Annotated in this window: 25 protein-coding genes and 1 pseudogene; 8 read left to right on the top strand and 18 right to left on the bottom strand. The window is 38.2% G+C overall.

The genetic code is table 11. The annotated features are described in order from the left end of the window. Nucleotides 1-7: 7 nt before the first annotated feature. A complete protein-coding gene (locus tag D8M04_RS11500; protein WP_121523053.1) occupies nucleotides 8-973 on the bottom strand; it encodes an NAD(P)-dependent alcohol dehydrogenase in 966 nt (321 codons plus the stop codon). A 109-nt stretch (nucleotides 974-1,082) separates the two neighbouring features. Between D8M04_RS11500 and D8M04_RS11495 the strand changes: the two genes are divergently transcribed. Continuing rightward, nucleotides 1,083-1,577 (top strand): L,D-transpeptidase family protein, encoded by a 495-nt coding sequence (locus tag D8M04_RS11495; protein WP_121523052.1) that lies wholly within the window; start codon nucleotides 1,083-1,085, stop codon nucleotides 1,575-1,577. A gap of 198 nt (nucleotides 1,578-1,775) precedes the next feature. Here D8M04_RS11495 and D8M04_RS11490 read toward each other — a convergent pair whose 3' ends face one another. The 5 genes from D8M04_RS11490 to D8M04_RS11470 all read right to left on the bottom strand — a co-directional run bounded on the left by D8M04_RS11490 (nucleotide 1,776) and on the right by D8M04_RS11470 (nucleotide 5,004). Beyond that, nucleotides 1,776-1,991: a helix-turn-helix transcriptional regulator gene (locus D8M04_RS11490; RefSeq protein ID WP_121523051.1), complete on the bottom strand. Its 216-nt coding sequence runs from the start codon at nucleotides 1,989-1,991 to the stop codon at nucleotides 1,776-1,778. Nucleotide 1,992: 1 nt separating this feature from the next. Continuing rightward, complete coding sequence (locus D8M04_RS11485; RefSeq protein ID WP_121523050.1) at nucleotides 1,993-2,439, bottom strand: hypothetical protein; 447 nt, start codon at nucleotides 2,437-2,439, stop codon at nucleotides 1,993-1,995. Nucleotides 2,440-2,752: 313 nt separating this feature from the next. Next, nucleotides 2,753-3,592 carry an undecaprenyl-diphosphate phosphatase gene (locus D8M04_RS11480; protein ID WP_121523049.1) on the bottom strand — a complete coding sequence of 280 codons (840 nt, stop codon included), beginning with the start codon at nucleotides 3,590-3,592 and terminating at the stop codon, nucleotides 2,753-2,755. A gap of 473 nt (nucleotides 3,593-4,065) precedes the next feature. Beyond that, nucleotides 4,066-4,455 carry a transcriptional regulator Spx gene (gene spx, locus D8M04_RS11475; RefSeq protein ID WP_121523048.1) on the bottom strand — a complete coding sequence of 130 codons (390 nt, stop codon included), beginning with the start codon at nucleotides 4,453-4,455 and terminating at the stop codon, nucleotides 4,066-4,068. Between the two features lie 33 nt (nucleotides 4,456-4,488). After that, complete coding sequence (locus D8M04_RS11470; protein WP_121523047.1) at nucleotides 4,489-5,004, bottom strand: CarD family transcriptional regulator; 516 nt, start codon at nucleotides 5,002-5,004, stop codon at nucleotides 4,489-4,491. A gap of 136 nt (nucleotides 5,005-5,140) precedes the next feature. On the opposite strand from D8M04_RS11470, the gene D8M04_RS11465 reads away from it, so the two are divergent. The 3 genes from D8M04_RS11465 to D8M04_RS11455 all read left to right on the top strand — a co-directional run bounded on the left by D8M04_RS11465 (nucleotide 5,141) and on the right by D8M04_RS11455 (nucleotide 7,910). Then, nucleotides 5,141-5,569: a MarR family winged helix-turn-helix transcriptional regulator gene (locus tag D8M04_RS11465; RefSeq protein WP_121523046.1), complete on the top strand. Its 429-nt coding sequence runs from the start codon at nucleotides 5,141-5,143 to the stop codon at nucleotides 5,567-5,569. Nucleotides 5,570-5,747: 178 nt separating this feature from the next. Next, a complete protein-coding gene (locus tag D8M04_RS11460) occupies nucleotides 5,748-6,143 on the top strand; it encodes a CHRD domain-containing protein (protein ID WP_121523045.1) in 396 nt (131 codons plus the stop codon). A gap of 261 nt (nucleotides 6,144-6,404) precedes the next feature. Beyond that, nucleotides 6,405-7,910: a DHA2 family efflux MFS transporter permease subunit gene (locus tag D8M04_RS11455; RefSeq protein ID WP_246001188.1), complete on the top strand. Its 1,506-nt coding sequence runs from the start codon at nucleotides 6,405-6,407 to the stop codon at nucleotides 7,908-7,910. 183 nt (nucleotides 7,911-8,093) lie between these two features. Here D8M04_RS11455 and D8M04_RS11450 read toward each other — a convergent pair whose 3' ends face one another. Further along, nucleotides 8,094-8,597: a GNAT family N-acetyltransferase gene (locus D8M04_RS11450; protein ID WP_121523044.1), complete on the bottom strand. Its 504-nt coding sequence runs from the start codon at nucleotides 8,595-8,597 to the stop codon at nucleotides 8,094-8,096. Between the two features lie 164 nt (nucleotides 8,598-8,761). Between D8M04_RS11450 and D8M04_RS11445 the strand changes: the two genes are divergently transcribed. After that, complete coding sequence (locus D8M04_RS11445) at nucleotides 8,762-9,151, top strand: RDD family protein (protein ID WP_121523043.1); 390 nt, start codon at nucleotides 8,762-8,764, stop codon at nucleotides 9,149-9,151. Between the two features lie 103 nt (nucleotides 9,152-9,254). Here D8M04_RS11445 and D8M04_RS11440 read toward each other — a convergent pair whose 3' ends face one another. Beyond that, a complete protein-coding gene (locus D8M04_RS11440) occupies nucleotides 9,255-9,794 on the bottom strand; it encodes a GNAT family N-acetyltransferase (protein ID WP_342772643.1) in 540 nt (179 codons plus the stop codon). A gap of 251 nt (nucleotides 9,795-10,045) precedes the next feature. Here D8M04_RS11440 and D8M04_RS11435 point away from each other — a divergent pair, with 251 nt between their 5' ends. After that, nucleotides 10,046-10,471 carry a hypothetical protein gene (locus D8M04_RS11435; RefSeq protein ID WP_187695438.1) on the top strand — a complete coding sequence of 142 codons (426 nt, stop codon included), beginning with the start codon at nucleotides 10,046-10,048 and terminating at the stop codon, nucleotides 10,469-10,471. A gap of 54 nt (nucleotides 10,472-10,525) precedes the next feature. On the opposite strand, the gene D8M04_RS11430 is transcribed toward D8M04_RS11435, so the two are convergent. From D8M04_RS11430 to D8M04_RS11420, 3 genes are all read right to left on the bottom strand, one after another. After that, nucleotides 10,526-10,891 carry a Na-translocating system protein MpsC family protein gene (locus tag D8M04_RS11430; RefSeq protein ID WP_121523042.1) on the bottom strand — a complete coding sequence of 122 codons (366 nt, stop codon included), beginning with the start codon at nucleotides 10,889-10,891 and terminating at the stop codon, nucleotides 10,526-10,528. Between the two features lie 88 nt (nucleotides 10,892-10,979). Further along, entirely contained in the window at nucleotides 10,980-13,574 is a 2,595-nt protein-coding gene (locus D8M04_RS11425) for a DUF2309 domain-containing protein (protein ID WP_121523041.1), read from the bottom strand. Then, nucleotides 13,571-15,088 (bottom strand): NADH dehydrogenase subunit 5, encoded by a 1,518-nt coding sequence (locus tag D8M04_RS11420; RefSeq protein WP_121523040.1) that lies wholly within the window; start codon nucleotides 15,086-15,088, stop codon nucleotides 13,571-13,573. The genes D8M04_RS11425 and D8M04_RS11420 overlap by 4 nt, the downstream gene beginning before the upstream one ends. A 411-nt stretch (nucleotides 15,089-15,499) precedes the next feature. Here D8M04_RS11420 and D8M04_RS11415 point away from each other — a divergent pair, with 411 nt between their 5' ends. After that, nucleotides 15,500-15,892: a hypothetical protein gene (locus D8M04_RS11415; RefSeq protein WP_121523039.1), complete on the top strand. Its 393-nt coding sequence runs from the start codon at nucleotides 15,500-15,502 to the stop codon at nucleotides 15,890-15,892. 376 nt (nucleotides 15,893-16,268) lie between these two features. Here D8M04_RS11415 and D8M04_RS11410 read toward each other — a convergent pair whose 3' ends face one another. From D8M04_RS11410 to D8M04_RS11380, 7 genes and pseudogenes are all read right to left on the bottom strand, one after another. Next, the gene (locus tag D8M04_RS11410) at nucleotides 16,269-16,640 is read right to left on the bottom strand and encodes a VOC family protein (RefSeq protein WP_121523038.1); all 372 of its coding nucleotides are present in this window, start codon (nucleotides 16,638-16,640) and stop codon (nucleotides 16,269-16,271) included. Nucleotides 16,641-16,892: 252 nt separating this feature from the next. Beyond that, nucleotides 16,893-17,675 (bottom strand): alpha/beta fold hydrolase, encoded by a 783-nt coding sequence (locus D8M04_RS11405; RefSeq protein ID WP_121523037.1) that lies wholly within the window; start codon nucleotides 17,673-17,675, stop codon nucleotides 16,893-16,895. Nucleotides 17,676-17,973: 298 nt separating this feature from the next. After that, nucleotides 17,974-18,525: a 2'-5' RNA ligase family protein gene (locus tag D8M04_RS11400; protein WP_121523036.1), complete on the bottom strand. Its 552-nt coding sequence runs from the start codon at nucleotides 18,523-18,525 to the stop codon at nucleotides 17,974-17,976. A gap of 26 nt (nucleotides 18,526-18,551) precedes the next feature. Continuing rightward, nucleotides 18,552-18,632: pseudogene (locus D8M04_RS20725) on the bottom strand (aminoglycoside 6-adenylyltransferase); the annotation flags it as partial. 54 nt (nucleotides 18,633-18,686) lie between these two features. Beyond that, nucleotides 18,687-19,097 carry a VOC family protein gene (locus D8M04_RS11390; RefSeq protein ID WP_121523162.1) on the bottom strand — a complete coding sequence of 137 codons (411 nt, stop codon included), beginning with the start codon at nucleotides 19,095-19,097 and terminating at the stop codon, nucleotides 18,687-18,689. 102 nt (nucleotides 19,098-19,199) lie between these two features. Then, nucleotides 19,200-20,042, bottom strand: a complete 843-nt coding sequence (locus D8M04_RS11385) for a 3D domain-containing protein (RefSeq protein WP_121523035.1) — start codon at nucleotides 20,040-20,042, stop codon at nucleotides 19,200-19,202. Between the two features lie 534 nt (nucleotides 20,043-20,576). Further along, nucleotides 20,577-22,178: a ribonuclease J gene (locus tag D8M04_RS11380; protein WP_246001215.1), complete on the bottom strand. Its 1,602-nt coding sequence runs from the start codon at nucleotides 22,176-22,178 to the stop codon at nucleotides 20,577-20,579. 358 nt (nucleotides 22,179-22,536) lie between these two features. Here D8M04_RS11380 and D8M04_RS11375 point away from each other — a divergent pair, with 358 nt between their 5' ends. Next, entirely contained in the window at nucleotides 22,537-22,953 is a 417-nt protein-coding gene (locus D8M04_RS11375) for a VOC family protein (RefSeq protein WP_121523033.1), read from the top strand. The last annotated feature ends 23 nt before the right edge of the window (nucleotides 22,954-22,976 follow it).

The raw sequence follows: 22,976 nt of genomic DNA, 5'->3' as shown, positions 1-22,976 counted from the left end.
CTAACCATTATATCGTAATAACAACCTTGCCTTTCGCATGCCCTTCTTCCATATAACGAAAAGCATTCTGAATGTCGTTTAGCGGAAAAACTCTATCTATAACGGGGTTCAGCTTCTCTCTTTCCAGCAGCTTCCGAATTTCTTCCAAGTCCTCTTTATTTGCCCGTTGCAGTAAATTCGTCATTTTCTTTTTTCCAAACAAAGAGTGCCACGCTCCTAAAAACATCGATTCATATAATTTTTCAGTTGATCCACCTATCATCACATACCTCCCAGCCTGGCTTAGTGCACGTTTATAAACAGAAATGGGTTGGTAGCCATTGACCCCAATTATCAGGTCATATCTTGCTGTATGATTGGTTAAATCTTCTTTCTTATAATCATATACGTGATCTGCCCCAAGCGACTCTACCGTTTCTTTTTTCTGCTCACTGCAAAATGCTGTCACTTCTGCTCCATATGCCTTCGCAATTTGTACAGCAAAGGTGCCTACTCCACCGGATGCACCATAAATCAGCACCCTCTCCCCTTGCTTGATATTTCCTTTCTTTAGCCCCTGTAATGCAGTTACTGCGGCCATTGGGACGCTAGCAGCCTCTTCAAATGAAAGATTACGAGGCTTTTTAACAAGTGCTTTCTCTGGAGCGACAACATACTCAGCATAAGACCCCCAGCCGCTAGCCGACAAGTCGCCAAATACTTCGTCCCCCACTTGGAAGTCTTTGATATTCTTTCCAACAGCTTCAACAATCCCGGCCATATCACCGCCAGGAATGGGGTGTTTTGGCTTTGTTAGACCAATGAAAGGGCGTGCAAGAACAGGCTCACCTCGCAACATGACTATATTTCCTTTATTTAATGACGCGGCGTGTACTTTGACGAGCACTTGATTATCATCGGGTACTGGTTTATCAACCTCTCTAAGCTGAAGCATTTCTGGTGAACCATATTTCATTGTTACAACTGCTTTCATCCTCATTCCCCCACCTTTTTTATAAATTAATATTCATTGTAGAAGAACCCTTATTGCTCATCTTCATAAAAATAAATATGACATGGCATAAACCTAAGGAGGTCTTACAATGATTCATACTGTAAAACCGGGTGAAACATTAAATCAAATAGCAAGAGATTATCGCACACCTATTGCTACCATTATCAGAGCAAATCCCAATATTAATCCAAATCTTATCTATCCTGGACAATTTATCGGTATTCCAGGTTTTCCGGACCCTTCTACCCTCCCTTATCATATTGATATTTCTACTAATAATAAACGGTTGAGGCTATTGAGAAATGGTGTATTACAGAAGCAATATCCAATTGCAGTTGGAAGAATCTTGCACCAAACACCAGTAGGAACTTTCATTGTTATCAATAAAGCTCTAAATCCCGGTGGTCCCTTTGGAACGATGTGGATGAGTTTATCGAAAGAAAACTATGGAATCCATGGTACTAACGATCCGAGTTCTATAGGTAAAGCTGTATCTAGAGGATGTATTCGTATGCATAATCAGGATGTAGAGGAGTTGGCAAGGACTATCCCCATCGGAACACGGGTTAATATTCATCCATAAAATAAGGAATCGTTGTTCTAAGAGACTTTTACAACATTGATTTATAGAGTTCTTATTTAAACGGCTTATTCAACCCGTCAATAAAAACTAGGATGAAGGATGAGGATTATTTTTCAACGATACAAAAACCTTTTGACACTATTTTTTTAGGCAATCCATAGCCTTCGTCTTTATTCCTTCACCCTAATAAGGAAACAACTAGTCTTCACTAAATGTAAAGACTTCCTCTATCGTTAGGTCAAAAAGGCGAGCAATGCGGAATGCTAATTCTAATGACGGGGAATAATTCCCCTTTTCAATAGAAACAATGGTTTGCCGAGTCACACCCACTCTATCTGCTAATTGCTGCTGTGTCATCTCGTTATGAGTAAACCGTAGACTTCGTATGTTATTGTGAATATGACCTTTCTTCATTTCAGACTCCTTTCGAATATAGATATAGAGACGTAATATTTCCAGATATATCTGATATAAATCCAGAAACATATAAGATAATGAACATTAACGTTGGACTTGCTCCCCACACTATGGAAAGCAGTGCAATGACAAAACCAATGATAAAAATGAAATGTCCGATTTTCAATGCTTTCAATTCAATTATCTTATCGAGTTCATCAGTAAATGATGGTTCTTTTTCGCTAGTCGTTATGGTATTGATGATATTAAAAAGAATATGAATAACAATGGTAGCTGCAATGTTAATGGGAATTAATATTAGAATACCTGTAGCGAAAAACACCAACATTTCCGTCGATTCCATAGATCTTTGATGGAATTCTTGGAAAAGGAACCAGCTATACACCCCGAAAATCAAAATTGAACTTATCAACATGACAATATTCTTTTTCACTTGATAGGTCATTTTCTTCCTCCTGATTTTTTTTGGCAATCTACTCAATGGCATAATGACGATCGTGTAGTTTTCAGAAAAGTTTAACTCTTCTATACATATTGTAAAATAAACTATACATGAAGTAAAGTAAATTTTACATAAAAAATGAAAAATAGGCTCCTTCTATATATGACACCGCTTGTTCGGTTGCAAAACGGACTGTTTTTTTCTTTTTGCTTTGTATAAAACAGAACAACAAAAAATAGCAGAAGTAAATTCATGTAGAATTCTTCTGCTATTATTATGGTAAATCATTATTATATTTGTATTGTAGAATAACCTTTTAAAAATATAAAAAGTAAATCACTGCCACTAGCACGATACGATAAATGGCAAATGGAATCAGTTTAATTCGATTAATCAATTTCAAGAAGAATCGAATCGATATCAGTGCAAAGATAAATGCACTAATAAATCCTACAATAAAGAAAGGCAAGGCATCTAATGTAAAGTACTGCCAGTTTTTAATAAGTGACAATCCACTTGCTCCGGCCATAATCGGAACAGCCATAATAAATGTAAAATCCGAAGCCGCACGGTGACTCATTCCAGTTAATACCCCACCTGAGATGGTAGCTCCTGAGCGAGAAAATCCTGGCCAAAGTGATAAGCACTGAATCAATCCCACTGTAAATGCCTGTTTATAACCGATTTGGTCAACCGACTCAATTCGTGGCGTTTTCGGACGAGCTAAATCAGCAAAGATCATAAACAGCGCGCCAATCAATAGTCCGATTAATACGGTTTTTGTTGTAAATAAATGCTCATCGATAAAATCCTCAAACAACAACCCAAGGACCCCTGCAGGAATCAATCCTACAATAACATGTGACAGTTTCAGATGGTTGTTTTTCTTCACGACATAGGTTCTTTTTTTACTAAGTCGATACAATCCCAGTAATTCTATAAATCTGTCTTTAAAAACAATAGTTACCGCAAGAATCGAACCAAGTTGTATCACAATTTTAAACGTGTTTGCTGTGTATTGTCCGAGAAATTCAGTGGATCTGAGCCACATATCGTCAACTAAAATCATATGACCAGTTGATGAAACTGGGGCAAATTCCGTTAAACCCTCAACCAGGCCAAGGATCACTGCTTTCAATAATTCAATAATTTCCATTCGTATACTCCCCATATAAAATCTTTTTACTTATATATCATATATGAAGGAAGCTGATTGGACAATCATAAATTCCGTCGAATCATATTAAACTTTCTTTTCAGAGCGACTTTCTATTTTGCTTTCTTTTTACATCTATTGCATATCTAATAGTCAAAACTAAAATGCTAGAGGCTGGAAAATGTGTTTGCTTTAAAGAAAAAAACGAAATAGCGGAGACACCCGCTACGGAAATATACTTCGCTTTCCACGGGCGGCTGCTGAGCCTCCTCGTGCTAACGCACTGCGGGGTCTCACCTAGGCCTATCCTCCCGTAGGACAAGGAATGCTTCGGCAGCAATACATCGCACGAAGAAAAAGTGTTTTTCTTTTTCGAGGAGTCTACGTATATTTCCTCCGCTAAATTAGTACATTGTTCATCTTTTGGTTAAGCATTTTAGTTATGTCTAACCCCCTAGCATTTCTAACATACCCTATACTTTTTGAGCATCATGGAGTAGAGCGTTGCGGATGGAGCGTGGGATAAACCTGCGAATTTGGTGTTCATTGTATCCTACTAGAAAATGCTTTTCATCATGAATAATTGGAAATTTTAATAGTGTCGGTTTCTTTAAGATAAAACGGTATAATTCCTTTAGACCAAGCTGTTCCAGGTCAACATCTATGCTTTGAAAAACTTTTGAATTCGTAGAAAGAATATCATCCGTACCATCATCCGATAGCCGTAAGATTTCTTTAAACTCCTTAAAAGTTAATATATCACTCGATACATTTCTTTCTATAAATGGAATATCATGTTCCAGAAACCAGCTTTTTGCTTTTTTGCAGGATGTACAGCCTGCTGTTACATATAGTATGACCATAATGATTTCCCTACGCTTTCTGCTCCATTTTTATTATTTAACAGAGTGTTGGTTTGCTGCAGCTACTAGCTGGTGGACTTTATTTTCTATGTTCTCATACGTCGTATCTAAAGATGTAGCTAATTCTTTAAATAATATCGATTGAATGGTAGTTAGAAGCTTGCGGTCCTGATCATAAAGACGTTTATTGGATGCTTTTGCCTCTGCCTCTCTTTGCATAAGGGTGCTCGCTACTTTGGAGATTTCTTTACGGTCTCCCGATTTAATTAATTGTTTATAATTTTTATTCCGTTTCTTAACATCTTCAATCCAAGCAATTCCTGGATCTTTGAAGGATTCCAATACAATAGTTGCTTCTTCTTCCGTCATCATCTTCAACATTAAGACCTTATCATTATCTACCGGCGTAGAAATCGTTAACCTCTCATCATTCATAGGATGCAACACGTAATAGGTTTTAGTCTCACCGTGATATGGTTTTTCACAAATATCGTCGATTTTACACAAACCATGAACCGAATAAATAATGGTATCACCAATATTAAACATGACATTACTCCTTTTATCATCGTCAACTAAGTTTACATTATAATTATACGCTTCAAAACAAAATTTGTCAACTTAGTTGACAATGGTGGAACGCTTATGTATAGTAGAGGCGACTTTATATTGGGAGTTGAAAAGATTGGATTCTGAATGGCGTGACTTAGATTTAATCGATCTTCTGAGTGAGAGACATCTTTACCTTCGTCGCATCGCTGAAAAAAAATGGAACGATAACAGTAATATCTATTTAGCCAATTCTGAGTGGTTTATCCTGGCAAGGGTTTATAAAAAGCAGCCTACCATTGCGCATGTAGCAAAGCAGGTTGATATTTCCAGACAGGCGACACATAAATTTATTAAACAACTGCAAGCAAAAGGATTGGTTGAAGTATTTAATGTAGAAAATAACAAAAAGCACAAGTACTTACGATTAACCAAATTCGGCGAAGAATGCTATGAGAAGAATATGTCATTAAAAGCCGAACTGGAGAATAAAATCATGGAACATATTGGAGAAGACAACGTAAAAAAAATAAAATCCGTCCTGCAAATGGATTGGGGAATATGACGTTATATGAAGTAGAATCATCTGCACCTGCTGTCTTGTAATTTATTTTTTGTGCATCTGTCATCCGTTGACACAAGCCAATTTTCTCCAGAGAGCACTCAATAAGGATAGCCGTACAGGAAAGGTCCTATTCCTCTTAATACTATAGAATATAGGAGGAAAAAAAGGAGGAAATGGAATGCATGAAGCATTTTACATGGCAGAATTAGTTGGAAGTCAAGAGGTTCCCCCAGTCCATACCAACGCTGAAGGTGTAGCATTATTCTATATAGAGAAGAACTCAGATAAAATGAGATACCGAATTGATCTCGAAGGAATAAGAAATATTACACAAGCAACCATACAGGTTGGCAGAAGGAATATTATTGGGCCAACCGTAGTGGAATTAATAAATAATCAAGAACTAACAGAAGATGGAAAAGAAGGGTTTATTACAAATGCTGATTTAGCTGGACCTTTAAAAGGAAAGACTATTTCGGAATTAACGGATTTGATGTTAACTGGTAAGGCTTATGTTAATATCCATACTAAGAATCACCCAAATGGAGAAATACGTGGAAAAATCAACTACTAAAGTAATTATTATCTTCCCTTCTTTATAAAGAAGGAATCAAATATAATGAAAAAGGTTAAAGTAGAGGGACAACCTCTCTTTAACCTTTTTTGATGAAAATTAGACCAGCAGTTCAAACTAAAATTACACTCTATTTACAAAAATATATAATTATAGATTAAAGTCTTTATATATTGCAATATAAAAGAGGTTGTTATAAGATATAGTTTGCGAATGCTTAACAGCACAATATTGGACTAACAGTATAGAGGGGGAAACAAAGTGAGTCATTCCATTGATCAGACCAATCGTCCACCATATGGCATTCTTGCTATATTGATGATTGGTGCTTTTATTTCATTTTTAAATAATACTTTATTGAACGTTGCTTTACCTTCCATCATGGCTGATTTACATGTTGACACGGCAACCGTTCAATGGCTGACAACAGGATTTATGCTGGTAAATGGAATTCTCATACCTACGACCGCATTTCTCATTCAGAAATTTTCTGTTCGTCGTTTATTTTTAGTTTCATTGGGATTATTTACGATCGGAACTATCCTGGCCGGATTTGCCCCTGCCTTTTCTATTTTATTAACAGGAAGAATGATTCAGGCATCCGGTTCAGCGATAATGATGCCGCTTTTAATGAACGTTATCCTTGTTGCCTTCCCTATCGCTAAGCGCGGAACAGCAATGGGGATGCTGGGACTGATCCTAATGTTCGCACCTGCAATTGGTCCGACATTGTCTGGCTGGATTATCGAGCATTATGACTGGAGAATGCTTTTCCACTTTATCGGTCCCGTTGCAGTGATTATCTTCTTCATCGGATTCTTCTTATTAAAAGATAAAAAAGAAAAAGTAAATATCCGTTTGGATAGCTTCTCTGTCGTATTATCAACGATTGGATTTGGTGGACTATTATATGGATTCAGTATGGCTGGTTCGGTCGGCTGGAGCAGTCCACAAGTATATTTAACAATTGTTATCGGTGCACTTTCAATATTTTGGTTTGTTCGCCGTCAATCTACATTACAGCAACCTATGCTGAACTTTAAAGTCTTTGGATATCCGATGTTTACACTGGCAGCGATTATTATGATTGTTATTAATATCGCAATGTTTTCAGGCTTTATGCTCCTGCCAATCTATGTCCAGACACTTTTAGGCATTTCTCCAATGAATGCAGGATTAATGCTTCTGCCAGGTGCCCTTGTCAATGCCGCTATGTCACCGATAACTGGGAAGCTGTTTGACAGATACGGTGGAAAAATCCTAGCTATAAGTGGACTGACGATTGTTCTTGTAACCACCTACTTACTTAGTAATTTAACCTTTGAAACAGGTTATTATTATTTAATGACGGTCCATGCTGTTCGTATGTTTGGTTTATCCATGGTTATGATGCCGGTTCAAACAAATGGCTTAAACCAATTGCCGGCAAGCTTCTATCCACATGGTACAGCAATGAACAATACATTAAACCAGGTTTCCGCAGCGATTGGTACGGCAGTTATTATTACGATCATGTCGACCCGCGAGAAACTGTACACAAATCAATTGATTGCAGAAGCGGGAGGACAACCTTCCGCTGAAATGCAGCAGCAAATCTCCATGGAAGCCTTACTTGGTGGGATAAATGATGCATTCCTGATTTCGACCTTTGTTATAGTCATTGCTCTTATTCTCGCTTTCTTTATGAAACGGGCGACCCCTTCAGATGATAACATTAAGATCGGAACAGGAAAGCCAATTAAATCAAAAAGCCTAGAGACTAGATAGAATAATTTATCTGGCCAGAAATACAGCACACTTATTTATGAAAAAACAAGACTTAGGAGGTTTCGTCTCTAAGTCTTGTTTTTTTCACTTTCATAAAATGCATTATCATTAGGAACATCTATTTCGGACCGATATGTACTTTATAAGTTCCTTATTACTGTTTTTTTCGGGATTTATAAGAATTTAATTATGGATGAGTTCTCTCCTATACCTCAGTGAAACTTGTTCTTCTCCTGTATGTACGGTTGTGACTTTTTTCTTTTCATATATAAATCCCCTTGATTCGTAAAAAGGGATCCCTCGCTGGTTACCTTCTTGAACCGATACCCATTGCTCCTTGGCACCTTTCTCCATCTGCTCTTCAGTAAGCGCATCTAGCAGTTTTCTCCCTACGCCATGATAACGGTGCTCCTCTTTCACATATAATACATATATCTCTCCAATGCCAGCTGTAGTAATCCCACCGCCAATGACACCAACCACCACATCATCTATCCTTGCAATATAGGTATAGGATTCCCTTTTAATGTCTTCCTTTACTTTCTGATTGCTATACCATTTTAAGATATTATCCGCTATATACGCTTCACTTAATACTCCTTCAACTGTTTGTCTCCACCCTGCTGCACAAATAGCTGCAATAGCCTCGGTGTGTGTTATATCCGGTTTTTCAATGTTTACTTTCAACCTTATCCCCCATTCTCCCTGTCTAACTTTGGCCATATTAAATTAATAGAGATAGCTTGGCATTTAATCTCCGTTTTTTCTATAGTCTAACATAAAGATTGAAAAATTTAAGAAATTATCTAATAATGAAATGGAGATGATAGATATATAGAGGAGGAAATAAGTTGAAGGATCTTACAAAAAAGCGTACTAAGGCTGTTATGATAGATGGCGTTGTGTCTGGTATTCTTTCTTTAGGTGTGGAATACTTCCTGCGCAAAAAGGTAAAAAACGAATTTGTACATACGGTAGTTACTCCTACAGTAGTAATGTGGTCGCTCGAGTATGCGCAGATGCGTACTTGTGGACAAACAGTAGGTTACAAGGCAATGGGACTTGCACTGGAAAGTAAGGATGGCAAAGATCTAAACTCTTGTCAAATTGTGAAAAGGATAGCATATCGTGATACACTAAGCACGTTGGATTATTTTAAGGATCGAGAAGCTTTTGAAGGTGAAAACGGCGCTGCTATGCCTCATGATCGCTATACAGGTACAGTTGTAAGAGAAAAATAAAGTCTAATTTGACTCAGTGGGGGAGTCTCCGCTCCCACTGAGTGTCTGTACTACAAGAAAAGAGCTCTAAAAATGGAATGGAAGCCAGGTCTTCCCCACTCCATCAGGATGTACTTTCCAATTTCTTAGACGATTTCTGTGAATTAACCGCTACATAAGCGATTTGCCTTTCCCCATTTTTTTCGAATATCTTATATTCTTGCATCCCTATTTTTTTTGCTACCTTCTGTGATGGGACATTATTTATGTTAGTATAAGAAAACACCTTGGGAAATTGTAAAACGTGAAAGGCATAATCCTTACATGCCAATGCAGCCTCTGTTGCATATCCTCTATTCCAATAGCTTTTAATAATATGAAAACCAATCTCTGGCACGGTTTCCCTATCTACAACTTGCATAGTTATACCACAATCCCCAATGAATATATCCCTATCTTTCAAAATAACTGCCCATAAGCCATGGTGATACCTTTTATAATGATCCATATTCAAATGAATCCATCTCTCTACCCTTTCCGAATCAAATGGTTCAGGATAATATTGCATGGATTCTGGATCGGAAAGCACTTTCGATAGCTCTTTTGCATCACTGAGTGCCAGTTCTCTTAAATATAATCTCTCTGTTTCTAGTATTTTCAGCATTTGCCACCCTCTTTTCCCATTTATGTAAAGAAGTGCTTCTTTTTTCTAAACTACCCTACGTGCATGTAAACATTTATTTATCCTAACATAGATCATCCCTTTTACAAAGCACTATTCGGAACAATCGGAATTTTCAGTTTCAATTAACCTCAAACAAGAAACTAGGTAAACAGGCTACATTTCCCATTCTCCTTAATACAATGTATGGAACTTAACAATAAGGTTAATTTTTATGAAAAGAGGTTTATAAAATGAGTGAAAACAACTATACGAATAAAGAATCTCAAGAGTATACTCAAATACCAGGGCATGAAATGAATTATACGAATGAACAATATCGCCAGTACCCCGTAATGCATGAGCAAGAAATGGAATCCATAGATGATGAAAGTTTACTTCGCAGGCCATTTTTCGGGCCGAGACCTTTCTTTGGAAGACCATTTTTTGGTAGACCCTTCTTTGGTAGACCCTTCTTTGGTGGTCCCTTCTTTGGTGGTCCCTTCTTTGGCGGCCCTTTTATTGGTGGGGTATTAGGAGGACTGCTAGGCAGTGCCTTATTATATCCAGCTCTTGGATATGGAGGTTATGGGTTTGGTTATCCAGGCTATGGGTTTGGTTATCCGGGCTATGGGTTTGGTTATCCAGGTTATGGGTTTGGCTTTGGAGGATTTTATTAATCATCATAAACAGCCTACTTACGGTAGGCTGTTTTTCATAAATCATTGGAGCAGTTATGCAAATGTTTCTTCAAGATTACCAGTGAGCTTAAAAACGATGATTCTTTCTCCTGTCTTAGTACTGATATCCGTATAAAAGCTGCACACTTCAAAATTCGTTAAGCTTAATATAATTTCCTTTAATTCATCGACACCTGACTCCACTAAACCGTTTCGATATTCTTTCACCGGAATCATTCCTTCTGTGTCTTTACATAGGGCATATTCTGCGGGGGTTAGGATTCCACGCAAGGAGACAATAATCATATCCCGTAAAATATCTGACTTAACGGAAAGCGAACCACGTCCGAGATAATTTTTCTCCCATTGTGTTAATGCCCGACTAACCTCCGCTTCTAACGCGCCTTTTGATTTGTCCATCTCGTACTCTCCTTCAATTTCTAACTACAACTGATATTTTACTCTTTTTTTCTATCCTCTGTAAAATGACATGATTTTAAGCAAGAAGTTAAGCTTGAGACGAGGACCATTCTATCCAATTTCCGTCTGCATCCATACTCACAAGGTGAATCCAGTTATTATCTACTTTTTTCCTAAATGCAGGATGATTGGATAACAAACGTTTTACGTAACTGGATGGTGCTTGGATTACAATGAGCAGGCGCAGTGGCTGATGGTATAAAGCACGATCTGACTCCATCACAGATTGCCATGGAAGACCGGTTAATAAATCACTTCCATTGCCTTGCATCACACCAATGCCAGAAGTAACGGATTGCGTTGTTTTGTTTCCACTTCCATAATAATGCGGAGCAACAGTCGATGCATAGTACTGAAGATTAATCCACTGTGTTACTGTTGCAGGACCGGAAATAATGCTATGAAGAATCGCCCCGTCTGTATCCTTTTGCCAATCATAATTATGCAAGAATACCCTGCCATGTAAGTTGGAATGTTTACTAATCGATCTGCTTCCAATAATAAAGGCCGCGTTTTTAGCTAACCCCCATTCAGGCCGTGTTTCACTCCAATCTTCTGCACGTCTCATGGTTTCCTTTATTGGATTCGAGGAAGTGATGCTTGGTAATTCCATTGTTCTTCTCATATTCACTTCTTCTCTGACATCTGGTAATATAGTTTGAATATTTTCAAACACAATCTTAGCTTTTCCAGAGAGTTCCGGTATATCCATAAACTTTAGCTCATCTGTTGTTGTGATATGCTCGGCAGCAATAAATACGGTTTCTTCTGGGATAACGATTCCTTCTTCACGCAAGACTGCTCTTACTTCAGGAAGATTACATAGGTTTGCAAGAACTCGTGCATTAAATCCACTCGATGCACCTCCACAAGCACCACAATCAAGTGAAGAGGCATACGGATTATTGGTACTATGACTAGCATGTCCGCAAATAACTACTAAACTGGAAAAATTCTCTGTTAGCCCCATTGTTTGTAACGCCTGGCGTGCATAGAATACCTTCTCTTCTTCGGTAAAACCAGTTGGAAGCTCTCCGTCTGCATAAGAAACGCGATCAAGTGAAAGCTTTGTCACTGGTTTGTTTGTCAAACGGCTCGCTACCTTTCGTATCCCAACGCCAGTTTTACTAGGCAGAAAGCTCCGTGCCATCGTCTTAAAAGCCAACCACGGTCCACTTATATCTGGCAGCATAACACTTGACATTAAGTTTAGCTTCATCGATTTGAAAGTATGATACGGCGAAAGGGCCGCTGCTAAACGACTCTGATAATCTTTTTGCGCTTCTTCTGCAGCCGTTTCTTTTATACGATACGATGGCTTGTTCATCACTGGTAAGGAAGGATGCGTTTTTGCTTCACCAAGCTTACAAGTTTCGATTGGAAGACCAAAAAAGCCTGCAGTACCAAACGTTTCAAATGGGCCAGCTTTTTCAAGTGCTCTCCGGAATGGTTCAGAACGTACATCAATACAAAATGCAAACTGTGCTTCTGGCATTGCTTCTTCTTTCTTCGTTCTGAAGCCTTTTTGTAAATGAGTCTTCAGTTTATCTGCATATGTCCTCTCCCATGCTTCTAACCAAATACTCTGTTTCGTTACTGAATCAAACGCATATGCAAGCTTTATCCGTTCCTGTTGTTCTTTTTCTGATAGAGCTAACCAATCATGAGAATTCAGCCAATTCTCCCACGAACGAACAATATTCTCCAATTCCGCGGTGTCATTGTCCTTTATTAAATCAATTGGAAGATATGGCATCATAAAGGCCACCTCGAGAGTAATCCGTACAGCTAGATACTCCTTCAATAAAGAAGCATCTTTAGCAGACTGCTCCGAACGCCATAGCATCATCCCAGACCAGCCAGGTAATGCCAATAAATGAGCTTCCAAGTAACCTTGTACCAGGTTTTGCGGGATTTCCAGAATTCTTATTGCTTCGTATAATGCCAATTCAGCTTCCTCGGGCAAATCCTTTAGTTGCATTTGGACGTACGCTGGAATATCCGGATCATGCACGATAAGCTGCTTCCACGCCTTATAAAAACCTTCTTCCTTTCCTGGAAGTCTCCATACAGCTTGTGAATCATCCAAATAGAGCTTAGACCATTTGATCATTTGCTTGTCCAGGTTTTTCGCTATCTTTCCTTTTCCTAGCCGTTCCAGCTGTTTGCTTGCCGTATTTACAACTGTCTCTTTCATAGAAGAAAGATAGGGTTTAAGCGTTTGTGTGAGTTCCTTCTGTATAGGTAATGCCTTTTCGCTTGAAGTGCTTCTATCCAACTGATGAAAGCAATAAGCCTGTTGAAGTTCGAAAGGCAAATCAATCTTCTGCTGCCTGATCCATAGATTAAGCAGCTTTTCTACATGTCCAGTATCAATATCACCACGTGCTAATGCATCCTGAATAACCGTCTCGCTGGGAAGTATATCCACATCCACTACTTCCTTAAAACGGCGTGCTACATTCGCAAATGTTTCTTCTTCTAATTTCTCCCAAGGATGGCGAGCAGCAAATGCAGTGATTGGTCCATAAGGCACGATAACTTTACTAGCCTCTTGGATCGTTTCATTTATTTCAAAAGGAACTTCCCTTGTCCAATATTGATGTATTAGAGCACTGCTCATCGATAATCCCCTCCTTTAGACAGTAATTGAGATAAATATTTTGGATGTTTTTCAATAGAAGCGGTTTTTGGCTCTCCTATTTTCACTAGCCAGAGATACATCATCCGATATACTTTAGATGATGTATGATTGGCGATATACCAACCAACAAGACTCCCTATAATTAAGACGAACAAAATAATAAATACAGAAAAGGATGATGGAGCATCAGCATGATACGTCTCTTCCAACAGCCATTGGAATCCATAATGAGTAATGATAAACAGGCTTGCTGATGCAATCATAATGATGGTGCTTAGAACGAATCCCATTTTTCCGTTTCGAATGGAGAATAACTGAGCAAAAGCAAGTGTAAATGACCAGCCGACAATTAGCGAACTCACTATGGAATAACCAGCTCCTGGTGATGTGAACCAAAAACCAAATCCAACGAGCATTCCGAGTGTCAGTGCCATTAGTTTACAAAGTGAGGAAGGTACCTCCTGTTTATGATTTGTACTCGCTTGTTTAATCGCAAACCCAGATTCTAAGAATAATGTTGCTTTAAATAATCCGTGAAGAATGGCATGCGTGATGGCAGCAACATAAGCTCCCAGAGCACATTGAACAAGCATAAATCCCATTTGCGCCATGGTGGAACCGACTAGCTGGCGCTTATAATCAACTTGGACAAGCATGATTCCTGTACCAATTAAAACGGAGACACTTGCAACCATTACTAACAGAAGCTGGACGACCCAGCCGTCAAACAGAGGTCCAAATCGGGTTAGCATCATTGCTCCCACATTGACAATTCCTGCATGCATGACAGCAGACACTGGAGTTGGTGTTACTACTGAATTTAACAGCCAACGTTGAAAAGGAACTTGAGCTGCAGGAATTAACATCGCAATAACGATGCATAGCGTTATCACTGTTTCCTCCCCACCTGTCAAATCTTCCTCCAGGATTGAAGTTAACTGCCAGTGTCCTGTTATTTCTGCTAAACCTATAAATGCGCCGACTAGCAGCAGCCAGCTTATCAAAAACATTCCACCTGTTAGAGCAGCGACATTTCTAGCAATCTGCCATTCTTTTCGCAACCGAATTAAGCCGATAAGTCCAACTATTGTTAACCCCCAGAACAAGGCAATTAATCGAATATTCTCACTAAACCATATAAAAGAATTTGCTATGGTTGTTAAGGATAGCAATGCGAAATACTTTCGATAAGCGTTATCGCCTAACATATAGTGAATGGAGAATTTCTGGACGATGACACCTACCGTGAGTACAAAGCAAGACAGTAACCACGATAAAGAATCCATACGAAACATCCCGTTTATGATTGGACCATGGTTAAACAACAATTCCAGGAAAGCTAATATTGGCGGAAACAACATAATAGCGACATGAATTGGAATATACTGCAAAGGCGTTTTCGGTAATATTAATAGAAATGCACTAATTACACTGATTCCTATTACGATAAAATATAAAGTTGGTAAAAGTCCTATACTAAAAAGATCTGCCATAAAAATTCCTCCAAACAACAAAAAACCGACAATTTAACAGCTTAGACATACTCTATGTCCAAGTCATGGAAAATTGTCGGTTTACGATTAACGCACCAAGAATGGGTTTTACTCGTCTACCTACCTATTATCTTAATCCGTTCGATATACATTTACTTTTTCATATAGTCAAATGCAAAGATTTAACTAGATGCTAAAGCAATCTATAACTCTTTTTTTATATGATACATAGCATTTTATTTTCTGTCAAGTGACGTTATCCATTTAATTTACAGTGCACCCTGTTTTCAGACTAGTCTAAATTTTACTGTAGAATAAATGGATTATATGGTAAAATGCAAGTAAAGATGTGCTGTTAGGTCCCTTTTCACTGTTTTTCTTTATCACCAAATGAAAAGGAGGTGGAAGAAAATGAAGAAAGGATGGATGCACGCCAGCAGGATATTCCTTGGAATTGTATTTTTTGTTGCAGGGATTAATGGGTATTTCGTTTACTTTGGTTTAGATCCCTTTATAGCAACAAGTCCAGAAGCAATGGCCTTATTTATATTTGATTATTTATTACTGGCAGAGAAAAGTTTAGAAGTAATTGGTGGAGTGTTACTGCTATGGAATCTTTTTATCCCATTAACTCTTGCTGTTCTTGCACCGATCATTGTTAATATCTTGCTGCTTCATGTGTTTGTTGATCATTCATTACTTCTTCTTGCTGTTCTAATGACCACTGCATACAGCTATTTAATCTATGGCTATTTCCATTATTACAAGGGATTGTTTGTCAAAAAGGCGAAGTGGAAAGAGTAAGGCAGATTTACAGGTTGGAACATAACTAAATGTACAATTCAAAGGCTTTGTTAAATAGTATTGTTGTTTTTCAGGCAAAAAATATGAGGCTGGGACATAACTAAACAGTTTGAATCAAAAGACGAATAATGTACTAAATTAGCGGAGGAAATACACGGAGACTCCTGCGGGATGAAAAGCCTAGGTGAGACCCCGCAGTGCGTAAGCACGAGGAGGCTCAGCAGCGCCCGCGGAAAGCGTAGTGTATTTCCGGAGCGGTGTTTCTCCGCTAGTTAAAGTTCGGGTTTTGCTTTTGAGAAAAACTATTGCCCCATCCTCGTTCTTATTCCGTTAAAGCACCTGTTAATAAAATAAAGTAATTTATTTCAGGATAATCTTACCAGTGTACTTGAAGTTTATTACCATTTGGGTCATAAAAGTGGAAAAAGGTATGACCATTATCTTCTTTTATATCCTCGACCTTAACTTGATTATCCATTAAGTGTTGATGGAATTTAGATAATTCTGGACTTGTAAAGCCAATGCTAAATTCTTGTCTATCATCAATTGTAAAATGTGCAAATGTTTCATCTTCGGTTGGAACTAAGATAAGTAAGAAAGGTCCTTCATTTACTTTTAAAATCGCAAGTTCCTCAGTATTGTTTAGTAACTCGAGCCCTAATACATCTCTATACCATTGTGTAGACAGTTCTAAATCTTTTACAGGAATTCTAATATAATGTACTTGTTCAATAAATGATTTACTCATATCCTTCTCCCCTTTATTTAATCCGGCATTTCAAATAGTTCCCTTTCTATATACCTTTTTCCTTTCGATTATGGAATTAACCTGCCCTTTAACGGAACAAAAGCTTCTTATTATCCAGAAAATTCGTGCATAACAATAACAATAACAATATTTACTTGAGCTATTTCTCCATTAGGCAACGTGCTGATTTATCTTTTGATTAAACACTTTTGTCCCAACCTCTTCCTTCTTCCCCAAGGTGTAGCAGTGCCATCAACCAATGTATTGCTTCAATAGCTCATTGAACTTTCCACGTTCTTCCCAGAACGGACCATGACCACTGTAATGAAATGGAACAAGCTGTGAATTTCTGATTTGTTGGTTAAGCTCCTCAGCCTGTGCAAACGGGATTACTCTATCGTGAACACCGTGAATGATTAAAGTTGGAGCAATGATATGCTGCAAATCCTGATAAAGTGTCTCATCTCTTAGCGTCTTGATTATTGCTGCTGTTGACCAACCCGCTGCTTGTAATCCCAGTTGCATAAACCAATTAGAAAATGGAGGTGTTATATATTGAAAGAAAAACGTTTCAGTTACTTCTCGCATCATCTTTGGACGGTCATTTAATGCAAGAGCAAGAAAACTAGTCGCCGTTTCTGCAGTAAATCCTACAGGAGCTGCAGCGTCTACAAGCACCAGTTTGGACACTCCGTAGCCGTTAAACTTTGACATATACCGAATTGCAATCGCCCCACCTGTTGAATGACCTACAAGAATAAAGTTATGTAATTGAAGTGCATGAACGATTACTCGAATATCTTCTGCTAATCGATCATAATTGTAGCCATCGATTGGTTTGTCAGACTTCCCAAAGCCTCTCCAGTCAATGCCGATACAACGATACCCCATTTCAGGGAGAACATCAAACTGATACTCAAATTGCTCATGGTTTAATGGCCAGCCATGTAAAAAGACAATTGCCTTTTTACCATTTGGATTTATATCTTCTACATATAAATGTACATCCAATTCCACCTTAACATAATAGCCCATCCCTATTCCCCCATATAAATATGACGTCTATAAGAATAAACATATTCACCTAAGGAAACAGAGATGAGTGTCTATTTATATTACAGTGAAAAAGGACCATTATCTTTTCTGTTTGTTATTGAAGAGGCAGCTTAGGACCTAGCCTTTAAGAAGTGGATAAGAAAAGACACTGGGACAAATGCGTTTGCTGAAAAGAAAAACCGAAGGAAATAGCAGAGACAACCGCTGCGGAAATATACTTCGCTAAATTAGCACATCGTTCGATTTTTTTGTTAAGCAGTTTAGATATGTCCCAGCCTCAATTACTTAAAGAGATGTCTATATATCTTTCATATCTCTGCATTTCGATGTTTAATTCATACACTCTAATAAAATTCACTTCAAAATGAGGATATGGTGTTAACTCTTTATCTGCTAATCTTTCCATTTCTTTTAGCTCTTTTTTAGAAAGACCAGTAGAAATGTTTCCGCCGTATTGTTCTTTCCCCAGAGTTAAGTGAGGTACAAAGGCTTCGAGTTCAAAATAATGTTCTATTAAGTCTTCTGACGGTGAAATCACTTGCACTATTTCTTGATGCAATTTGTGTAAATGATGTGAGACAACACTCAAATATAAAATGTGATCACCAAAATACTTTGGCTTATCTAACGAGACCTGGAATGGTTTGAAAGTATCACACACTTTTTGTACTTTGTCTATCCATTTTTTATCTGGAGTTAGTCCGCCTTGCGCCTTTAAAGTTATGTGAGGCTCTACACCTGATCGTTTAATCCATTTATTTTGAAAATGCTCAATTCGTTCTAAATATTCTTCAGGTGGGACAATTCCTATAAAATATTCCACTTTTATTCTTCTTCTCCCCTTTATTTTCAGTTTTAATCCTGAAAAATATCTTGAGGTGCGTTAAAAATTTTTCTTGACCCGTTTTGATAAGCGGCACGAATTCGACTATCTCTCTCCGATGTGGAGAATTTATGCGTTCATTTCTTGAAAGCATCTCATACTCTCCTCTATAAATACTTTTCTTTAAATTCCTGACTCAGTTCACTCCATACATCAAATAGGTTGCCATCTATATCCGAAAACACAAAATTTCTCCCTGCATGTCCTCTGTTTTCAATGTGGCCTACTACTACTTCTCTTGCTGATAATTCTCTATGTAAGCTTTCTAGCGCGTCTAAACCATTGACTTCAAATGTTAAGGAGAAGTGCTTTTCTCCATCTCTATCATAGAAATTTGCACTTTCTCCCTCTTTTGCTTTCACTAAAAAGAAACTTTGGTTTGCTAGGTTCATAATCGCTTTATCTTCATCCTTAAAACTTAATTTTGCTTCCAGTTTGGATTGATACCACTCAGAAGAACGTTCCACATTCGCTACTGGAATATATGTTGTACCTACTCTCCATAACTTTACCAAAATCCTCGCCACCTTATAATGTTTTTAATTTTCACTCTATTAGTATACGGCTATCTGCAAGCAAAAAGCAAGGAAGCATCTTAATCTCGATGCTTCCTTGCTTTTTTAATCCACTATTGTTACATTGACTGTGCGTCTTCCCCACTGATATGCTTCATCTTTCGTTGGAACATGAACATCTATTTTATTCCCACGAATAGCACCGCCGGTATCGCCTGCTACTGCATAGCCATAGCCTTCTACATATACTTTAGAGCCAAGCGGGATGACATTCGGATCCACAGCAATTAACTTCATATTAGGGTTTGCACGTAAATCAATTCCAGTCGCCGTAACACCTGAGCATCCAGCACAATGAGCGGTATAGGCTGTTGATTCGACAGCGATTGTTCTTCCCTCAGGTTCTGAATCTTGTGCTACAGTTTCTTTCGCCTCTTCCACTTCCTCAACCTCTTCTACCTTCTCCTCAGTCACAGCCACACTTTCTTCGGATGTATGTACTTCCTCATTCTCTGTAGCTTCTACCGATTGTGTTTCTAACTCTGCCGTATTTTCAACTGGAGTTGCACCATTTACAGTCAACTGTTGACCTACCACAATGAAATCTGAGGCTAAGTTATTCCATGCCATCAAATTCGAAACCGTCACGTTTCCCCCGTATTTTTTACTGATCTCGGACAATGTATCTCCTGGTTGAACTTTGTAATACGCTGCTTCCGCTGTTTCCACTGCTTCCTCTTTGGTAATCTTTAAAACTTGTTTCGGATAAATGGTTGTGGAATGCATGTCGTTTATATCCATCAACACCTCAACACTAGTGTTATTATTTCTGGCTATCGCCCAAAGGCTGTCTCCTTTTTTCACTTCGTAATCTGCAGCTGCTGAAACAGTCGTTGCAGAAACCCCAATAACAATGAAGCCTACAATCAATGTAACTAACTTTTTCATATTGTAGTTCCCCCTTATATTTACTGACAAGGAAAGTTTACCATATGAAAAGCCTTAGTGCGTTTACAGCATGTTTAAGAGTATATTTCCTATATTACAAATAAGATATAGTTAGGTGAATTGGTTCTACTTGGTCTATACTTTGCATAGTCATGTTTCTAGACGCTAAAAAATCAATATCTTGGAAATTAAAGTAAGTATAAAGAAACTCAAGTGGCTAACGTTGCTGTAATAGTTACTCTTAAACCAACTTTTCAAACCAATTGGATTGTATTATATAGGGCCTATTGGTATAGGGAGATAGTTTTATTCAGTCTATTATTTAAGAAGAAGACTTGATGAGTATGAATTCTATGTATGAAATGAAGATGACGCATTATGCAAAGTACGTTTACGAAAGAGAAAAAGAATAATTATAAAAAATGTCAAAGCTACACCAACGATTTATCGGTAAATGGAGGTGGATATTTTTTAAAGTTCTCCATTTACCGATAACTCTTTACTTATAACACGAGGCGATAACAACACTACTCATTATATTTCAATGATAATGGGTACGATCATTGGCTTTTTCTTATGCTTAGCTCCGATATATTCGCGAACTGCTTTTTTAATATTCTTTTTCATCGTGTTCCTTGATGTTCGGCTCGCCAATAATAGTTCATTTACCGTTTCTATTGTTATTTTGTTTACTTCTTTACGTATTCCCGAGAAGTCCCGGTCAATAAAGCCACGAGATATCGTTTCTGGCTCGGACAGCATCCTCTCGTCACTCTTGCTCAAGGTGACAATTATCATCAGCATACCATCCTCAGACAGTTTCTTACGATCACGTAAGACAAATTCCCCAATTCCAACGTCGCCATGATCTACGTAAGAGTCCCCAATCGGTATATTGCGTGTTTGACGTGCCATACCTTCTTCAATATCCACGATGTCACCGTTTTTCAAAATAAACGTATTCTCCCGTTCAACACCAACGGTTTCTGCCAACAATCGATGATGATGCAGCATTCGATATTCACCATGAATGGGAATAAAGTATTTCGGTTTCATTATTGTCAGCATAAACTTCAAATCTTCCTGGTATCCATGACCAGAAACATGCATTCCCGAAGTGCTTCCTGACCCGTAAATCACTTTTGCTCCCAGTGCATATAAATTGTCTACGATCGTGGTGACTGCTTTTTCATTTCCTGGTATTGGACCAGCAGCAAAAATAATCGTATCCCCGGGTAAAACTTCCACTCCGCGGAAATTCCCAGTTGACAGTCTAGCTAGTGCTGCCATTGGTTCTCCCTGACTACCTGTACACAGAATGACAACTTTTTCTGGAGGAAAATCATGGATCTCATCCCGGTCGATTAACATTCCATCTGGAACGGTAAGATAACCACGTTCCATTGCAATTCTAACGACATTGACCATGCTTCGTCCTAGCAGCGCCAGTTTTCGATTTGTTTTATATGCTGCATGTACCACCTGCTGAACACGACTTACATTGGAAGCAAAAGTAGAAATAATAATTTTCCGGTCTGCTTTCATAAACACCGCGTCCACATGCTCTCCAACTCTTTGTTCTGTTGGAGTCCACCCTGGCCGCTCCACATTAGTGGATTCAGATAACAGAAGCAAGACTCCCTCCGATCCAATTGAAGCCATCTTATGTATTTCTGAATGCTGGTTATTTACAGGGGTTAAATCAAATTTAAAATCTCCAGTATGCACAATATTCCCTTCCGGTGTCTGAAAGACGATTCCTAAACAATCTGGAATACTGTGAGTCACTTTGAAAAATTGAACACCAATAGCTCCAACTGAAAAATGCGACTCACTATTGATTTCAATGAGCTGACTTTCTCTCAGAATTCTATGCTCTTTTAATTTAAGTTCGATTAGACCTAACGTAAATCGTGTGGCATATACAGGGATTCTAAGCTGTTTTAATAAAAATGGAATTCCGCCAATGTGATCTTCATGACCATGCGTCACAATTAACGCTTTCACCTTTTCTTTGTTTTCGATTAAATAGGATATATCCGGGATAATTAAGTCAATTCCCAATAAGCTCTCATCTGGAAATTTATTCCCGCAATCGATGATGATCATATCCTCACCATATTCTATTACATACATATTTTTTCCAATTTCATTTAAGCCGCCTAAAGCGAAAATGGATAAATGGTTCGCCACGTTGGTATCCTCCTAGGGTTAAGTTAATGATATTATGTCCTGTGATCCTTATTTTTATTAGATATAAGGTTGTGTTGACTGGAAAAGGAGGAATCTGGACCCTTCATCTAGAATGGAAAAGAATAGGCAGGTAAAGTGAAACTTCACTGAGTTTTAACACCACAATGGGTTTGACTATGAGGCGAGTATTAGGCGTTTGACAAGAACCACTCCCCTACTCACTTTTCATCTATTCTAATCGGATTCTTCTCATTATGAGTCTTACAGCCAGCTAACCTGCAATAAAGGAAGGAGAATGTATATGTTTAAAATTGGCGGCATATTTATTCCTGTTACAAATGTAAAGAAGTCTATCGAATGGTATGAGAAGAACTTGGGTGCAAAGTTGATTGACAGCTGGGAAGATGGGGCAGGGTTTTACCTCCCAAATGGTTCTACACAACTTGCCCTTGTGGAAGTTGATACCAAGCAACCAACAGAGTTTGTCATTAAGGGTAATAAGAAAAATTCTTATTATAATTTTGTAGTGGATGACATTAACCTTGCATATAAGCACTTTCATGAAAATAATGTGACTACTACACCAATTAAAGACTTTGGGGGAATGAAGTACTTTGATTTCTACGATTTAGATCAGAACCCATTTAGTGTAGTAGATGAACAAGTGGATTCCCCGTTTCACTCTAATAATGTTAGAAAGCTTCAGAACATGGACTAAAGTGTCAGGGAGGAATCTTCTAA

The organism is Oceanobacillus piezotolerans (assembly GCF_003665065.1).
In the GTDB taxonomy this organism is placed as follows: domain Bacteria; phylum Bacillota; class Bacilli; order Bacillales; family Amphibacillaceae; genus Oceanobacillus; species Oceanobacillus piezotolerans.
The sequence above is the reverse complement of the archived record's forward strand: the minus strand, read 5'-3'. Positions and strand labels throughout refer to the sequence as shown.

Bases quoted from the DNA above. Each gene is read 5' to 3' on its own strand.
- D8M04_RS11500 (WP_121523053.1), bottom strand. From the start codon at position 973: ATGAAAGCAGTTGTAACAATGAAATATGGTTCACCAGAAATGCTTCAG.
- D8M04_RS11495 (WP_121523052.1), top strand. From the start codon at position 1,083: ATGATTCATACTGTAAAACCGGGTGAAACATTAAATCAAATAGCAAGA.
- D8M04_RS11490 (WP_121523051.1), bottom strand. From the start codon at position 1,991: ATGAAGAAAGGTCATATTCACAATAACATACGAAGTCTACGGTTTACT.
- D8M04_RS11485 (WP_121523050.1), bottom strand. From the start codon at position 2,439: ATGACCTATCAAGTGAAAAAGAATATTGTCATGTTGATAAGTTCAATT.
- D8M04_RS11480 (WP_121523049.1), bottom strand. From the start codon at position 3,592: ATGGAAATTATTGAATTATTGAAAGCAGTGATCCTTGGCCTGGTTGAG.
- spx (WP_121523048.1), bottom strand. From the start codon at position 4,455: ATGGTCATACTATATGTAACAGCAGGCTGTACATCCTGCAAAAAAGCA.
- D8M04_RS11470 (WP_121523047.1), bottom strand. From the start codon at position 5,004: ATGTTTAATATTGGTGATACCATTATTTATTCGGTTCATGGTTTGTGT.
- D8M04_RS11460 (WP_121523045.1), top strand. From the start codon at position 5,748: ATGCATGAAGCATTTTACATGGCAGAATTAGTTGGAAGTCAAGAGGTT.
- D8M04_RS11440 (WP_342772643.1), bottom strand. From the start codon at position 9,794: ATGCTGAAAATACTAGAAACAGAGAGATTATATTTAAGAGAACTGGCA.
- D8M04_RS11435 (WP_187695438.1), top strand. From the start codon at position 10,046: ATGAGTGAAAACAACTATACGAATAAAGAATCTCAAGAGTATACTCAA.
- D8M04_RS11430 (WP_121523042.1), bottom strand. From the start codon at position 10,891: ATGGACAAATCAAAAGGCGCGTTAGAAGCGGAGGTTAGTCGGGCATTA.
- D8M04_RS11425 (WP_121523041.1), bottom strand. From the start codon at position 13,574: ATGAGCAGTGCTCTAATACATCAATATTGGACAAGGGAAGTTCCTTTT.
- D8M04_RS11420 (WP_121523040.1), bottom strand. From the start codon at position 15,088: ATGGCAGATCTTTTTAGTATAGGACTTTTACCAACTTTATATTTTATC.
- D8M04_RS11415 (WP_121523039.1), top strand. From the start codon at position 15,500: ATGAAGAAAGGATGGATGCACGCCAGCAGGATATTCCTTGGAATTGTA.
- D8M04_RS11410 (WP_121523038.1), bottom strand. From the start codon at position 16,640: ATGAGTAAATCATTTATTGAACAAGTACATTATATTAGAATTCCTGTA.
- D8M04_RS11405 (WP_121523037.1), bottom strand. From the start codon at position 17,675: ATGGGCTATTATGTTAAGGTGGAATTGGATGTACATTTATATGTAGAA.
- D8M04_RS11385 (WP_121523035.1), bottom strand. From the start codon at position 20,042: ATGAAAAAGTTAGTTACATTGATTGTAGGCTTCATTGTTATTGGGGTT.
- D8M04_RS11380 (WP_246001215.1), bottom strand. From the start codon at position 22,178: ATGTATGTAATAGAATATGGTGAGGATATGATCATCATCGATTGCGGG.
- D8M04_RS11375 (WP_121523033.1), top strand. From the start codon at position 22,537: ATGTTTAAAATTGGCGGCATATTTATTCCTGTTACAAATGTAAAGAAG.